We start from the raw sequence: 15,883 nt of genomic DNA, 5'->3' as shown, positions 1-15,883 counted from the left end.
TTTTCTTTCTAAATTTTAGCACGATGAAAAAAACAGCAACTACAATAGCATCGCCTGAAAGCATTTCTGATATGCACCGCCTGCTGTGTCTTCCTGCTCCGCTGCATCCGCTGGTAAGTGTTATCAACCTAAAAGATGTGCCCTGCATTATGGATGAAAACCTTACAAGCCTGCAATATAATTTTTACTCTATTTGCACCAAACGCGATTTTAAAGGGAGAATGAAATACGGACAAAACTATTATGACTTTGATAATGGGATTATGACCTTTTTTTCGCCAGGACAGGTAATAAGTACCGAGGGTAGTGATGTTAGCGTTAACGGTATGTGGCTGATGATTCACCCGGACTTTTTAAGGGGATATGCTTTGGATAAAACCATTAAAGAATATGGGTTCTTTTCGTATGCTACGCACGAAGCCCTGCACCTTAGTGAGGCAGAAGAAGATATGATAAATGGCATAATGCGTGCAATTGAAAAAGAATACCAACAGCCTATAGATGGTTTTAGCCAGGATGTAATGGTGTCGCAAACAGAGCTATTGCTTAATTATTGCAACCGCTTTTATAACCGTCAGTTCATTACACGGAAACAGGCCAATAATGACCTTATTACTAAAATGGAACAGGTGCTTACCGATCATTTTAACGGTACCGAAGCCTGCCTGCCAAGAGTTAAAGAACTGGCAGATTACCTTAATGTATCGCCCGGCTACCTTAGCGATATGCTGCGTGCCCACACTGGACAAAACGCACAACAGCACATACATAGTAAACTTATAGATAAGGCAAAAGAAATACTAAGTACTACAGAACTTACCGTTAGCGAAATAGCCTATCGCTTGGGCTTTGAACACCCGCAGTCGTTCAGTAAACTGTTTAAGGCTAAAGCCAATGTAAGCCCGTTGGAATATAGGAGATTATTTAATTAAAGTGATTATGCTTATTAGTTCTGTCATTCTGAGCGCAGCGCAGCGGAGTCGAAGAATCTCTGATTATTTAGAGATTCCTCCTACCGTCGGAATGACAAAACTCTACAATATTCCCTCATCCGCAAAGCTCATATAACTGTGTTCTGTAACAATAACATGGTCCAGCACTTTAATGTCGAGGGCCATGCCCGCGGTTTTAAGTTGGCGTGTAACCTGTTTGTCGGCATCACTGGCTATGAGTGTTCCGCTGGGGTGGTTGTGTACCAAAATAATACCCACGGCATTGTGTTCTAACGCCGTTTTATACACCAATCGCACATCTACCACGGTGCCGGTAAGCCCGCCTTTACTAAGCTGGGTTTTATATATCACCTTGTTAGAATTATTGAGATAAATAATCCAGAATTCCTCGTGAGGCAACTCGCCTATTAAAGGCTGCATGATCTCGAATACCGCCTTGCTGCTGGTAATCTTTTTAAGGTCGGGCGCGTCTTCCTCACGCCTTCTTCGACCCAGTTCCATCGCCGCTGCTATGGTTACCGCCTTTGCATCACCTATACCTTTAAAAGCCATCAGCTGTTTATGCCCAAGTTTACCCAGGGCATTCAGGTTGTTATCTACGCTCTTTAAAATGCGCTTACTCAGTTCTACAGCACTTTCATTTCGGCTGCCGGAACCAATGAGTATGGCTATCAGTTCGGCATCGCTAAGGGCAGCTTTGCCTTTAAGCATTAATTTTTCGCGTGGCTGGTCGTCTTCAGCCCAGTATTTTATGGATATGTTTTGTTGCAAGTCTTCCATTGGGTAATGATTGGTTGGTACTAAGATAATTAAAATCGGCTACGCTAAATATACTACAGGCTAATTATATTACGTTGGGGTTATAAACCACTCAACATGAAATACTTTATTCTTTTTATTACGCTTAGCTTATCATCTTTTATGCAGAAAGACTTTTACGAAAAGCTTTCTGATGCGACACTAAGCATTGTAGACAATACTATCGAATATAATTCGCGTTACGCGCAGTTGTCTTACCCTAACGGCGACGTGCCCAAAGGACAGGGCGTGTGTACCGATGTAGTAATCAGAGCCTACCGGAAACTGGGCATTGACCTGCAAAAAGAAGTGCATGAGGATATGGCTGCCAACTTTAGAAAATATCCAAAAATATGGGGACTTAAAAGCACCGATACCAATATTGACCACCGGCGCGTACCCAACCTGCAAACCTTTTTTACCCGTAAGGGGACATCAATACCGGTAACTAAAACTGCGACTGACTATAAGCCCGGCGATATTGTAACCTGGAAGCTTGCCAGCGGTGTACCACACATAGGCCTTGTCGTAAATAAAAAGGATGTCAACGGACGTAATAAAATTGTACACAACATAGGCCATGGGCAGGTGCTGGAAGATGTACTTTTTGAATATGAAGTTACAGGACATTACCGCTATAAGAAATAGATTGGCCGGAAAGTTTAAAGGTCATGAAGTCAAAAGTTAGGTGCTGCGATAAGCTGTGCGTAATTTTTTTACATTACCCAGCCACCACAACGTTGCAATTTTTAGATTTAATATAAATGTAAATTCAGTACACAGTGATTCTGTTCTGCTCAAGGCTGCATACATCTTTAAAAATAATAAAACGCCCGAAGGCGTTTTTATTATTTGTGGTAAATAAGCCGCGTTTCTAATCTTATGTCTGCATCAGTCAAATAACGATCCCTGCTCAAAACAAGTCCGACTCCCGGGCTGTAAAAAGTTTGATAACCTACACCTTCAGCTCCACCATTTTCATTAGGTGTATAATAACTTTCATATTTATATGCGCTGTACGCAGCTCCTTCAACATCAACATCCTGAAGAGCATATAACCTTGTAGCCATAAACCCCAATGTGTCGGCTGAGGTTATTGTAAAAGGATAGTGATCCGTAAAATCAGTATCAGACCCCGGGTGTAAAACCCTTTCATTTTGGTTTACAAGATGCCCATCTTCATTGACGCGTTGGTAAGTGTGTAGAGAATTGACGACCTGCCCTGACATGTAGCTCGTTGTCTCAAAATCAAAATAGGTTTTGCCGTTAAAAATTAGTGTGCCAATAATTTTAACCGTATCTGTTGTTGTAGGCACAAATGTACCTCCATGGTTTTGGTTATAGTTTCTATAAGCCCATACATCGCCCACTTTAAAGCTAAAAAAAGGCTCTTCGTCCGGCGCGGCATTAGAATCATCATTATTAGAACAGGAAAACAATACGGCTGATAGTGCCGCAAAAGCAACGATTTTTTTCATGGTATTATAAATTGGTTTAGTGTATTAACACCGATGAATACAAAATAGTGCCTTTACTGCTACATAAATTTTATTGTGGTGTAAACCATTTTTATTTAAAAAACTAAACTTAGAATTTCACGCCTCTATTTTTGACAAACAAAACAACTATAACGTTGTAAATTTTTATATCTTAGCATAAGTGTAAATTAAACACTTTATTAATCATGCTAAGAAAACTACTATTATGTGGGCTGCTGACTGCAACATTTGCATCATACAGCCAGGTACTTCCACCGCCGGAATTACCGGTTTTACCCTTTAACCCTAAGAACCCCGGTGTACATGATCCTGTAATGGCAAAAGATGGCGACACCTACTATGTTTTTGGAACCGGCAAGGGCATTAGTACCATGTACTCTAAAGACCTTAAGACCTGGACCGAGGGTAAACCTATTTTTGAAACATTGCCCGAATGGGTACTAAAAGCGCTTCCGTCATTTAAGGGAGATATATGGGCTCCGGATATTATTTTCTATAAGGGGCAGTACCATATTTTTTATGCCTGTAATGCTACTCCGGGCAAACCCGATGCAGCGATAGGACATGCTACCAGCCCTACCCTAAACCAAAAAAGCCCGAAATACAAATGGACCGATCAGGGCAAGATAGTGCAGTCTGTACTGGGACGCGACCTGTGGCAGGCCATAGATCCTAATATTATTGTAGATGATAATGGCACGCCGTGGTTTGTATTTGGTTCGTTTTGGGATGGACTGAAAGCTGTGAAAATGACTAATGATATGGCGGGCTTTGCCCTGCCGGAAGAGTGGCATACCATAGCACGCAGGCCAAGTACTCAAAAGCTGTATAATTATGGTTTAGAAGACAGCCAGATAGAGGGCGCATTTGTGTACAAGCACGGTGATTATTACTACCTGTTTGCATCTTTTGATATGTGTTGCCGGGGTGTAAACAGCAACTACCATGTGGTGGTGGGCAGGTCTAAATCAGTCACCGGGCCGTATGTAGATAAAGCCGGTTATGATATGCTGGACGGTAACGGTACCGACTTTGCCATAGGCGACGGCGTTAAATATGCCGCCCTTGGACACAACTCGGTTTATAAGATAGATGGTAAAGAGTATTTTGTGGCACACGGCTACTCCATTGCCGATGGTGGGGCATCCAAGCTCATTATTACCGAACTGAAATGGGATAAAAATGGGTGGCCGCTGGTGGAAATTAAATAGTTCAGAGTTTATAGTTGGAACTTCACTCATACTTCATTACCTCGCAAATGACAGTGTCATGCTTACGCAGGATTATATCTCGTATGAGTGAAGCTCATTCCTTATTTGAGTATAGTGTCGTTTTTCATCTACTCTCAGATGTTGTACAGGGTTAATATAGGCCTTTACAGTGACGGGGAGCAGAGTGAAGCTAACAACAAACTATTAACTTTGAACTATAAACAGAAAAACTAAATAAGGTTTTTAACCTCATCAAAATTAAGTCCACCATAGTTGCCGCTGCTCATAAGCAGCAATGCAGCACCTTTGGTATCATATTTTAATTCGTACAGGTATTGCTTAAATGCAGCGGGGTTGGTGTAAATAATAAGGTCTTCCCTATTAAAAGCCTCCGCTATTTGCTCATAACTAACTTCTTCAAGTTGTTTTATCTTCACCGCATCGGGGCTATAGAACACTACCGCAACATCGGCAGCATCAAGCGCGCCACGGTACTCTTTTAAAAAGTCGGCATTAAGACTGCTGTAGGTATGCAGCTCTAAACAGGCAATAAGTGTTTTATCAGGGTACTGCTCCTTAACGGCGCGTGTAGTAGCGGCAACCTTACTAGGCGAATGCGCAAAATCTTTATAAGCGACATTCTTACCATTTTCGGCTATTTTTTCAAGGCGCTTGCTTGCCCCTTTAAAGGTAGCAATGGCCTCATAAAAGTCGGCTTCATCTACACCCATGTTCTGGCTGATCCATTTGGCTCCGGCAAGGTTATTAAGATTGTGTGCCCCAAATACCGATATTGGCATTGGCCCTTCAGGCGTTTCTAAAAGCGTAATACCATTTTCTACACCATACTGCGGCGTGCTGTAAGGCAGCTTCCGTATGGGGTTAGTCGCTGCTTCGGCAATGCGTTTTACCTCAGGATCGTTCTCATTGTAAACAAGGATACCGCCGTTGGTTATTTGCTGTATGAATATTTCAAACTGCTCTACATAGTTCTCAAACGTAGGGAACACATTGATATGATCCCACGCTATGCCGCTTATCAGGGCAATATTAGGCTGGTATAAGTGAAATTTCGGCCTCCTGTCCATAGGCGATGAAAGGTATTCGTCACCCTCCAGTACAATAAAGTCATTATCTTCGGTAAGGTGCACCATGGTATCAAAACCTTCCAGCTGAGCACCTACCATATAGTCTACCTCAATGTTGTGGTAGTGCATTACGTGCAGTATCATACTGGTAATGGTAGTTTTGCCGTGGCTTCCGCCAATGACTACGCGGGTTTTGTTCTTGCTCTGCTCATATAAAAACTCCGGATAGCTGTATATTTTCAATCCGAGTTCCTGCGCCTTAAGCAGCTCAGGGTTATCGGCCTTGGCGTGCATCCCTAGGATGATGGCTTCGATATCGGCTGTAATGCGCTCAGGGAACCAGCCCAGTGTTTCCGGTAGCAGGCCTTTCTTTTCGAGGCGGGTACGGCTGGGTTCAAAAATGGCATCGTCGCTGCCGGTTACTTTATATCCTTTACTGTGCAGGGCTAGTGCCAGGTTGTGCATGGCAGCGCCCCCTATGGCGATAAAATGTGTACGCATTTATGGAGAGTTTCTTTACGGTCTTTATTTGCGTAAAAGTAGCGAATAGATTTTAAAAATGTAAATTTGGGGAAGAAAGAAGCACCATGAAAAACTTGGATTTTATTTCTGATATGGATTTTAAAAAAATAATGGGGCAGCTCTATAACGAGAATGACTGCAACGGCGATAAAAAGAAGATTTTCCTGAAACGCTTTAAAACAATATTTGCCATTACCCTCATGCTTGGTTTTTTGGGCTATCTTAAATTTTCATCGTATTCCAGTCTTAAAGCGCTTTACGACAAAAAAATAGAAGCTGTAATTTTAGATGTAGCGATGCATGGCCGAAATGGCAGGGAAATTAAAGTTTCTCCCAACGGCGAATACTTTTCTATTTACAGCTATATGGATGATATATTAAAAAAAGGCGATTCTGTATCCAAGCAAAAAGAATCAAACGCGTTTAAAATATACCGTAAATCAGGAGAAAAATGGGAACACCTGAATACAATCCATATCAGGAAGGATTTAGAATTTTATTCGCTTATTGTAAAGGAGAAGGATTAGCGGTTTGCAAACTGTAAATTTAGAGATAAGAACCAATCGTAAAAAAGTAATGCCACACAACCTCAACATAAAACTCGTACACTACAATACCCCAGCACTTGGCGCTGCATGGCAAAAGCATTTTGAATTTGACCCTAATGTGCAGATTGTTGACGCCAATATTTTTGATGCGCAGTGCGATGCTATTGTTAGTCCGGGAAATTCTTTCGGGTTTATGGATGGCGGACTCGATTTGTTTATTTCCCAGAAATACGGCTGGGACATACAAGCTGAGCTTCAGCGCAGGATAAAACAGCTCTCCCTTAACGAATTGCTGGTGGGGCAAACCGAAATAATGCAATCCCGGTCGGGAAAATTCATTGTTTGTGCACCAACCATGAGGGTACCCGGCAGCCAACAAATACCTGAATCGGTTAATGCCTACCTTGCCATGAAGGGAATTTTATCTGCCCGTATATCCCATCCGGAGATAAACAGCGTTGCCGTACCCGGCCTATGCACGGGCACAGGAAAGATGCCTTTTAACGTAGCGGCTAACCAAATGTTTATGGCTTACAAAGAAATTGTAAAAAAAGAAGTCCCCGAATTTCCTTTATTTATTGATGCCGTTAAACACCATCAGTCACTAAAGACAAATAAAGAATTTTTATAATTATGAGATTGCCACACTCCGCTGCGCTGCGTTCGCAATGACAGTACCGGATTTGGATACTTTCTTCACGTACCGTCTTTGCGAGGGAGGAACAACCGTGGCAATCTTATAATTTTTATTGAGATTCCTCCGCTCAGTTCCTCCAAGAAATGCACCGAAAAATCTGCGCTAATCCGCGATTGCGAAGCATCCGTGTCATCCGCGTTCCTTTTTTGAGATCGCTGAACTGCACTGCGCTTGCAATGACAGCACCACACAAAAAAACCGCCCTCATCAGGGCGGTCTATTATCTTCTATCTATTCTCAAAAAAACCAACCTAAACAGCCGGCACATTCAGCATTTGCCAAAGCTTATCTTTAAGCTCTGTAAGCCCAAGTTGTGCTACAGACGATATCATTAAATATGGCGTGTTCTTAAAGGTAACATCAAGGTTAGCTTTCATTTCGGTTGTAAGTTCTGTATCCAGCATATCGCATTTAGAAATTACAATTACGCGCTCCTTGTCCAAAATTTCAGGGTTGTAGCGGCGTAGTTCGTCCAGCAATATTTCATACTCCTTTTTAATATCATCGGCATCTGCCGGAATAAGGAATATCAGTACCGAGTTACGCTCTATGTGTCGCAGGAAGTAATGTCCAAGGCCTTTACCCTCGGCAGCGCCTTCTATAATACCCGGTATATCTGCAATTACAAACGACTGAAAATCTCTGTATGCCACAATACCCAGGTTGGGCTTAAGCGTGGTAAATGGATAATCGGCAATCTTTGGCTTGGCAGATGTAAGCACACTAAGCAGCGTACTCTTACCCGCATTAGGGAAGCCTACAAGACCTACATCGGCAAGTACCTTAAGTTCTAATAATATATCGTTCTCCTCAGCCGGCATACCCGGCTGGCTGTAACGCGGCGTTTGGTTTGTAGAGGTACGGAAATGCCAGTTACCCAAACCACCTTTACCACCTTTAGCAATTATCTGCTTCTGGCCGTGCTCTGTTATTTCAAAAAGCACCTCACCAGTTTCCTGGTCTTTTACCACGGTACCCAGCGGCACTTCTATAAACTTATCATCACCATCGGCACCGGTGCTGCGTGCGCTACCACCGTCGCCACCATGGCCTGCTTTAATGTGGCGTGCAAACTTAAGATGAAACAACGTCCATAAACTCTTGTTACCCACCAGAAAAACGTGCCCACCACGGCCACCATCGCCACCATCGGGGCCGCCTTTTTCAATAAACTTCTCCCTGTGCAGGTGCGTAGATCCTTTTCCTCCCTTACCGGAAGACACATATATCTTTACATAATCTACAAAATTACCTTCTGTCATTTTTTTAGTTTAAAGTTTAAATTCAAAAGCCTGAAAGCCCTAAAAAAAACTTTCAGGGTGCAAAAGTACGTTATTTTTATGAATTTAGAATACTGCCCTTAGTATTACCATGATAGGGCATTGTTAATTGATGCATTTGATTGCCATTATTTTAGTCATAAGTATAACTAAAACCTTTATATCCTAAAATCCGGAAGTTTAACTATATAAGAAAGCTTAACAGAAAATCCTGAAAATAAAAATGCCGGAAGCATATACCTCCGGCGATTTTGTTATCATGTCTATTTTATTGCTTTTTAGTTAACGAAGCAGCCTTCATTTCTTTAACCCCTGCCTTGTCAAAAAAAGTAATATACTTATCTTCGAAGTTAACCCCATTACTACCTGTAGCATCAAATGTTACATTTAGTGACCATGCATCATATGTGTCGTAAAAAAATATAGTAATGGTTTTTGCTTTAAAAGTACTTTCGTTTGCTATTGAATACTTAGCATTAACATATGCTGTAAGCATCATATTATTTAGCTTACTGCTAGTCATCTCGGTATCTATAAACTGAGACTCTTCAGCTAGTAACTGTAGCGCTACGGGATAAAGATTTTTTGCATAATCTTCAAAATATATATTCTCAAAAGTCAGCACTGCCCTGCCATCTTGGATGATGACATCATCTTTAGCTATAAATATTTTCTTTTCTTCAGGCTTCTCTACAGCAGATGTAGCTACAGCAGTCTTAGTTGTAGCATTTTTTGTAACTGCTTTTTTCTTAGTTTGTGCAGTAACTGACAGAGCACCTAAAACAATAAAGAGGTAGATAATTTTCTTCATAATTGGTTGATTAAAATTGATTAGTGCAAATATATACTTTTCAAAATAAGTCCAAAATATTACAGCAACTTTTTACAAAAAAAATAGCCGGAAGTTTTTTACCTCCGGCTATTTTGTTTATTACTTAATGTCATTACTTTAATCGTTCTGCTTATAAGTGAAGCTACTGCAAACCATAACTGATTACTACTCTTTTAACGAACGTACTTTTACGGTATCAATCTTAACACCTTCCATTTTTACAACCTGAAGTTCATACAAATGCCATGCCAGCTTCTCTCCTTCTTTGGGTATATAGCTAAGCTCTGTCATAATAAGGCCGCTTACGGTAGTTACCTCATAATCGGGTATCAGGTCGTCAAGGTCAAAATAGGTTAAAAAGTCGTGAAGCGGATAGTGCCCGTCTACCGTCCAGGTACCATCGGCTTCTGCAACAAGCTGAAACTCGTCTTCGTAGAAGTCGGCAGCATCACCCACAAGGGCTTCAAGAATATCATTTAATGTAATGATACCCTGAAACACACCATACTCATCTGTAACCAGCGCATAGTGTACTTTCGTCTTTTTGAATATCTCCAAGGCTTTATAGGCAGATGTATGCTCTATAAGATACACAGGCTCTTTAATAATGTCTTTCAGGCTAAAGGCCGAGTTTTCATAATTAGCGAAAATATCCTTTAGAAGTACTACACCCATTACCTCATCAAGGTTATTGCCTTCGCATACCGGGTATACAGAATGCAACTCCTCTAGCATGGTTTCGCGAATACTGTCTTTATTATAGTCAGTACTCAGGTAAGAAACAGATTTTCTATGGGTCATCAGCGAGTTTACCTTACGGTCGCCAATATGAAAAACACGTTCCATAATGTCGTGCTCTATTTCCTGTACCTCACCACCTTCTGTACCTTCTTTTATTATTGCCTTGATCTCCTCTTCGGTAACTTTACCATCTGCCGTAGGGCGAATGTTGAAGATTTTCATAAGCCCGTCAGTACTTATGGTAAGCAACCAGATAAACGGCGCTGTAATAATACTGATGTACTTCATGGGTACAGCAACCATTTTTGCTATAGTTTCAGGAAACGTAAGTCCTACCCTTTTAGGCAGGAGTTCTCCTAATACCAGCGAAAAAAATGTAAGTATTACAACTACAATACCTACAGATAAATTTTCGGCATACGGCTTTAAAACAGCAAAGGAAGACACAAATGTATTTACATCATCTGTAACCTGTGCCCCGGAGTATATACCGGTAAGGATACCAATAAGTGTAATACCTATTTGTACCGTGCTCAAAAATTTATTAGGCGCGTTTGCCAGGTCCAGTGCGGTTTGTGCACTGGCATTACCTTTTTTGGCAGCAGCTTCGAGGCGGTTCTTACGGGCAGAGATCAGTGCGATCTCGCTCATAGAGAACACCCCGTTTAAAATAATAAGAAATAATATTATGGCTATTTCCAACGGATGGTTATTTAGTTAAGACTATCTATAACAAGGCTTAACCTCTCGGTTATCTCCTCGATAGACCCTATGCCGTCCACTGCATAATATTTACCCTGCTTAGAGTAATAATCAACAAGTGGTGCGGTCTTTTCATTATATTCCTGGTAGCGGTTGCGAATCAGGGCTTCGTCCTGGTCATCGGCACGCCCGCTTGTTTTTCCACGCTCTAAAAGGCGTGCTACAAGAATGTCGTCATCAGCCTCAAGGCCAATGGTTGCATCAATCTGCCATCCTTTAGAGATAACAAATGTATCAAGCTCGTCTGCCTGTGCCACAGTACGCGGAAATCCGTCAAACAGGAAACCCGCAGTACCTTCATGCTTTTCTATCTCATCCTGAAGCATTTTTATTGTAAGCGCATCCGGAACCAGGTCGCCCCTGTCTATAAAAGACTTGGCTTCTTTACCCAGTGCCGTATCATTTTTGATGTTGAACCTAAAAATGTCGCCTGTAGAAATGTGCGTAAGATTGTATTTTCCTTTTAAAAATTCTGCCTGGGTACCTTTGCCGGCGCCCGGCTTTCCAAAAAGTACAATATTGATCATTGTTGTATAGATTGTGTTTAGTATTTATTCCTTTAACTGGTAAATTTCGGGTAGGTTGCGGCCCAGGCCATCATAATCAAGGCCATACCCTACAATAAACTTATTGGGTATTTCAAAGCCTATATAATCCAGCGGTACGTTTTTAGTGTAGGCTTCGGGCTTAAAAAAAAGCGTAGCTATCTTAAGCTGCTTTACCCCCTGGCCTTCAAACATTCTTTTCAGTTCTTCTATGGTATTGCCCGTGTCTACAATATCTTCTATTATAACCACGCTGCGCCCTGCAAGGCTCTGGCTAAGGCCAATGAGTTGCTTTACTTCGCCCGTGCTGCCTGTACCTTCATAAGAAGCTACTTTTACAAAGCTTACTTCGCAGTTACCTTTATAATGTTTTACAAAATCTGAAACTACCATAAAGGCACCATTAAGCACCCCAATGAATATGGGAGTTTCGCCCTTAAGGTCTTCTGTAACCTGTTTTGCCATACGCTGAAGTGTAGCATCGAGGTCTGCGGCAGATAGAAAAGGGACAAAGTGTTTGTCGTGAAGCTGTATCACCTGTGTATATTGAGTTGTAATTGAATTGCAAATATACTAATTGTACCACAGCGACTTATATGCTTAACGGTATTTTCTACTTTTTTTATGAATGTTAAATTAGCTTTAATATTCAGCCGTTTAACACAACATAAAGGAGGTTTACAACTAAATTAGTGTGATTATTAATTTTCCATCAATAATACCACTCATGAAAACCGCATTATTTTCTATAGCCCTTGCCGGTGCCCTGTGCCTTACTGCCTGTAAAAAAGAAAAACTTGATAAAGAAGAAAAGCAGGAAGCTAAGGCAGAAGGCGGCACTACGGTGCAAACAGCCATAGGCCCGCTAAACCTGCCGGCACCTTTTGCAACCGAAAGTGTTACCCATAGAAACGGCATGGAAGACTGGGGTACTAATACCCCTAAAGCACCTACCGGGTTTACAGTAACCAAATTTGCAGGCGACCTTAAGAACCCGCGAAATACCTATATAGCACCTAATGGCGACATTTTTGTAGCCGAAAGCGGCACTGCATCGAGTGCAGACCAGATAACACTATTTCGTGATAAAGATAAAGACGGCACTTTTGAAACCCGTGTGGTTTTTGCCGAAGACCTTAACCAACCCTATGGCCTGTTAGTATTAAACAACAGTTTTTATGTTGCCAATACCGATGGATTGTACCAATACCCTTATAAAGATGGTGACACCAAGTTACAAGGCAAAGGCAAAAAAATAGTAGAACTACCTGCGGGTGGCTACAACAACCACTGGACGCGCAACCTGATAGCCAGTGCAGATGGATCTAAGATATACATATCTGTAGGGTCTGGCAGTAACGTAGCAGAGCATGGCATGAGTAATGAGGTACGCCGTGCCAACATACTGGAGGTAAACCCCGATGGTACCGGCGAGCGTGTGTATGCCAGCGGGCTACGTAACCCGGTGGGCATGGACTGGAATCCGGTTACAAAACAACTATGGACTGCCGTTAATGAACGCGACGAACTGGGCGACGGCCTGGTGCCCGATTATATTACCAGCGTTAAAGAGGGTGGTTTTTACGGATGGCCCTATTCATACTACGGACAGATTGAAGACCCTCGCATGAAAGGCCAGGGCAAAAAGCTGGTAGCAAAAGCCATAGTACCCGATGTTCCCGTGGGAGCGCACACAGCATCATTAGGGCTTGCGTTTTATACTAAAGACGCATTTCCTGAAAAGTATAAGAATGGCGCTTTTATAGGCCAGCACGGTTCATGGAATAGTGCTTCGCTTACCGGTTATAAAGTACTGTTTGTTCCGTTTAAAGATGGTAAACCCGGCCAACCGGAAGATTTTCTTACCGGATTTTTAGCCGATGCCGAAAAAGCCAAAGCATACGGACGCCCGGTAGATGTTACCGTACTGAATGACGGATCGCTTCTGGTTAACGACGACAGCGGTAATACCCTATGGAAGGTTACCGCCACAAAATAGTTTTTTTCATCTTGCTATATTATTTTTCTGAAAAATCCTGCGGCCGCAAAACCGCAGGATTTTTTTTAATTTTACATGTATTTTTTACCACAAGGGACACAAGGTTTTTCACAGGGAGCACCAAGCTTCGCGATTATAATAGCAATCTAAAGAACACAAAGTCTTGTGTCCTTACGCCAAATGCGATCTACATAGTATACTTTGTGAAAGCCTTTGTGTTCGCTGTGGTAAAATCTTAAATGCACTTATAACCAGAACTAATCAAATGTTAAAAAAACTGCTAGCCACCACATTCATATTATTTTCAACCATTGCCTTTGCTCAGGATACCATCCAAAAGCAAACTACAGCACTTGACACCACTAAACTTACGGTATGCTACACTGTAGGCTATGCCATACCGGCTGTAATAATAAGCAATTACCACATTAGCAACCGCCCTCTAGATGCCCCTGCATCTATAAGTATAGTAAGCGCAAAAGATATTCAGCGCAATGACAATACAAATATTGCTACAGTACTAAACACCCTGCCCGGTGTGCAAATGCAAAGTGGGGCCATTAATACCAACCGCATTTCTATACGCGGTATAGGGGCACGAACACCCTATGGCACTAACAAGATTCGGGCATTTTATGGAAGCATTCCCCTTACATCCGGCGACAGCGAAACTACCATTGAAGACATTGACCTTGAAGTAATCAACAAAATCGAAGTAATAAAGGGCCCACTTAGTAGCCTGTATGGTGCCGGGCTAGGCGGTGCAATACTGATTGACCCAAAATATGCCACAGGCGAGCGAAGCACCGCAACTGTAAGTGCCACGGCAGGATCGTTCGGGTTACTAAAAAACACCTATAATTATGGCTACAACACTAAAAGCGGAAGCCTGAATATTAATTATCATAAACTGGAAAGTGATGGCTGGCGCAAAAACAGCAGCTACTACCGTGAGGGTGTTACGCTGGCAGGCGATCTTTTCCGCAAGGAAAGCAGCAAGCTTACTTACTTTGGCAACTATACCTACATGAAGGCATACATACCCAGTTCGGTATCTAAAACAAGCTTTGATAACAACCCACGGGCGGCGGCACCTACCTGGGCGGCAAGCAAGGGATATGAACAATACCACAGCTATATGGGCGGACTGGCGTATGACTTTAAAATTACCAACTGGTTGAGTAATGCAACCTCTGTTTTTATAAATGCGAAAGATAGTTATGAGCCGCGCCCCTTTGACATTCTTAAACAAAACAGCACAGGCTACGGTGGGCGTACACAGTTTACCGGAAATACAAAACTCGGTGCTATTGCAACTCATTTTATTGCGGGAATTGAATATTTTAAGGATGGTTATGATGGCGGCACTCTCGAAAACAATTACCAGGACAATAACGGCAACGGGACGCTACAGGGCGACAGGCTTACTGCCAACAAACAGGACAGGGATTTTATTAATGCGTTTGCGCAGCTTAGGCTGGAGTTTAGTAAAAAGTTAGAACTACAGGCGGGTGTAAATTATAACAAGACCAGTTTTAACCTCAACAATACTTTTCATGCAAGTGCTGCTTCAACTCAAAACTACAGCTATGACGGCATCTGGTCGCCGCAGGTATCATTATTATTTAAGCCATCAGAATATCAAACCGTGTATGCATCCCTAAGCCGTGGCTTCTCATTGCCGGCAATTGAAGAAACACTTACCGCAAGTGGAACTATAAACCCAAACATTAAGCCTGAGAATGGTTATAACATAGAACTTGGTACCAAACAATTTTATTTTGACCGTAAACTGTATCTTGACCTGAGCCTGTACCGTATGGAAATAAACGACCTGCTTGTAGCGCAGCGTGTGGGCGATGACCAGTACATTGGCGTAAACGCAGGCAAGACACTACACCAGGGCATTGAAGCATCTGCATCTTACATCATACCGTTAACATATAACTTGGAAACGGCTAGTGGGTGGACTCTTATTCCTTACACCGCCCTGTCTGTAGGTAAATATGAATTTAAAGAATTTGTAAACAATGACATTGACTATAGCGGTAACGACCTTACGGGTGTTCCTTCAACTAAAGTTAATGCTGGTTTAACCTTAAATATACCACATGGGCTGTACCTTAGCTCTGATTATTATTACACCGGCACTACCCCAATAAATGATGCCAACACCGTTTATAACAGCAGCTATAATTTGCTTAATGCAAAAGCAGGCTGGCGTTACACTACAGGTTTTGGCCTTGGCCTGCATATCTCGGCAGGTGTAAATAATATTACTGATACACACTATGCTTCTATGGTATTGGTAAATGCAACAGGTGCTAATGGAGCACCTCCACGCTATTACTATCCCGGCTTACCTGTTAATTACTATGGTAATATGGGCGTATCCTATAATTTTTAGG

General features: G+C 42.0%; 15 protein-coding genes. 7 read left to right on the top strand and 8 right to left on the bottom strand.

Translation table 11 applies throughout. The features are described from left to right. Positions 1 to 23: 23 nt before the first annotated feature. Positions 24 to 932, top strand: a complete 909-nt coding sequence (locus tag DYH63_RS01435; RefSeq protein WP_116787105.1) for a helix-turn-helix domain-containing protein — start codon at positions 24 to 26, stop codon at positions 930 to 932. Between the two features lie 102 nt (positions 933 to 1,034). On the opposite strand, the gene radC is transcribed toward DYH63_RS01435, so the two are convergent. Next, entirely contained in the window at positions 1,035 to 1,733 is a 699-nt protein-coding gene (gene radC, locus DYH63_RS01430; RefSeq protein WP_116787104.1) for a RadC family protein, read from the bottom strand. 96 nt (positions 1,734 to 1,829) lie between these two features. Between radC and DYH63_RS01425 the strand changes: the two genes are divergently transcribed. After that, positions 1,830 to 2,399 carry a DUF1287 domain-containing protein gene (locus DYH63_RS01425; RefSeq protein ID WP_116787103.1) on the top strand — a complete coding sequence of 190 codons (570 nt, stop codon included), beginning with the start codon at positions 1,830 to 1,832 and terminating at the stop codon, positions 2,397 to 2,399. A 200-nt stretch (positions 2,400 to 2,599) separates the two neighbouring features. On the opposite strand, the gene DYH63_RS01420 is transcribed toward DYH63_RS01425, so the two are convergent. Further along, entirely contained in the window at positions 2,600 to 3,229 is a 630-nt protein-coding gene (locus DYH63_RS01420; RefSeq protein WP_116787102.1) for an META domain-containing protein, read from the bottom strand. A gap of 206 nt (positions 3,230 to 3,435) precedes the next feature. Here DYH63_RS01420 and DYH63_RS01415 point away from each other — a divergent pair, with 206 nt between their 5' ends. Next, positions 3,436 to 4,461 (top strand): family 43 glycosylhydrolase, encoded by a 1,026-nt coding sequence (locus DYH63_RS01415; protein WP_240409046.1) that lies wholly within the window; start codon positions 3,436 to 3,438, stop codon positions 4,459 to 4,461. A gap of 230 nt (positions 4,462 to 4,691) precedes the next feature. Here the strand turns inward: DYH63_RS01415 and DYH63_RS01410 are convergent, their stop codons facing one another. Further along, on the bottom strand, positions 4,692 to 6,050 hold the full coding sequence (locus DYH63_RS01410; protein ID WP_116787101.1) for a UDP-N-acetylmuramate--L-alanine ligase: 1,359 nt from the start codon (positions 6,048 to 6,050) through the stop codon (positions 4,692 to 4,694). Between the two features lie 86 nt (positions 6,051 to 6,136). Here DYH63_RS01410 and DYH63_RS01405 point away from each other — a divergent pair, with 86 nt between their 5' ends. Together DYH63_RS01405 and DYH63_RS01400 are read left to right on the top strand one after the other, a co-directional pair. Beyond that, positions 6,137 to 6,598, top strand: a complete 462-nt coding sequence (locus tag DYH63_RS01405; protein WP_116787100.1) for a hypothetical protein — start codon at positions 6,137 to 6,139, stop codon at positions 6,596 to 6,598. Positions 6,599 to 6,647: 49 nt separating this feature from the next. Then, positions 6,648 to 7,250, top strand: a complete 603-nt coding sequence (locus DYH63_RS01400; RefSeq protein ID WP_116787099.1) for a macro domain-containing protein — start codon at positions 6,648 to 6,650, stop codon at positions 7,248 to 7,250. A gap of 317 nt (positions 7,251 to 7,567) precedes the next feature. Here DYH63_RS01400 and obgE read toward each other — a convergent pair whose 3' ends face one another. The 5 genes from obgE to hpt all read right to left on the bottom strand — a co-directional run bounded on the left by obgE (position 7,568) and on the right by hpt (position 12,013). Further along, complete coding sequence (obgE, locus tag DYH63_RS01395; protein ID WP_116787098.1) at positions 7,568 to 8,578, bottom strand: GTPase ObgE; 1,011 nt, start codon at positions 8,576 to 8,578, stop codon at positions 7,568 to 7,570. Positions 8,579 to 8,864: 286 nt separating this feature from the next. Then, on the bottom strand, positions 8,865 to 9,407 hold the full coding sequence (locus tag DYH63_RS01390) for a hypothetical protein (RefSeq protein ID WP_116787097.1): 543 nt from the start codon (positions 9,405 to 9,407) through the stop codon (positions 8,865 to 8,867). 186 nt (positions 9,408 to 9,593) lie between these two features. Then, the gene (locus DYH63_RS01385) at positions 9,594 to 10,820 is read right to left on the bottom strand and encodes a hemolysin family protein (RefSeq protein ID WP_240409045.1); all 1,227 of its coding nucleotides are present in this window, start codon (positions 10,818 to 10,820) and stop codon (positions 9,594 to 9,596) included. Positions 10,821 to 10,882: 62 nt separating this feature from the next. Continuing rightward, the gene (locus DYH63_RS01380; protein ID WP_116787095.1) at positions 10,883 to 11,458 is read right to left on the bottom strand and encodes an adenylate kinase; all 576 of its coding nucleotides are present in this window, start codon (positions 11,456 to 11,458) and stop codon (positions 10,883 to 10,885) included. Positions 11,459 to 11,482: 24 nt separating this feature from the next. Beyond that, positions 11,483 to 12,013 (bottom strand): hypoxanthine phosphoribosyltransferase, encoded by a 531-nt coding sequence (gene hpt / locus DYH63_RS01375; RefSeq protein ID WP_116787094.1) that lies wholly within the window; start codon positions 12,011 to 12,013, stop codon positions 11,483 to 11,485. 190 nt (positions 12,014 to 12,203) lie between these two features. On the opposite strand from hpt, the gene DYH63_RS01370 reads away from it, so the two are divergent. Together DYH63_RS01370 and DYH63_RS01365 are read left to right on the top strand one after the other, a co-directional pair. Further along, complete coding sequence (locus DYH63_RS01370) at positions 12,204 to 13,475, top strand: PQQ-dependent sugar dehydrogenase (RefSeq protein WP_116787093.1); 1,272 nt, start codon at positions 12,204 to 12,206, stop codon at positions 13,473 to 13,475. A 265-nt stretch (positions 13,476 to 13,740) separates the two neighbouring features. After that, the gene (locus tag DYH63_RS01365) at positions 13,741 to 15,882 is read left to right on the top strand and encodes a TonB-dependent receptor (RefSeq protein ID WP_116787092.1); all 2,142 of its coding nucleotides are present in this window, start codon (positions 13,741 to 13,743) and stop codon (positions 15,880 to 15,882) included. Position 15,883 lies beyond the last annotated feature (1 nt).

It is taken from the genome of Flavobacterium psychrotrophum, assembly GCF_003403075.1.
Lineage (GTDB): Bacteria > Bacteroidota > Bacteroidia > Flavobacteriales > Flavobacteriaceae > Flavobacterium > Flavobacterium psychrotrophum.
The sequence above is the reverse complement of the archived record's forward strand: the minus strand, read 5'-3'. Positions and strand labels throughout refer to the sequence as shown.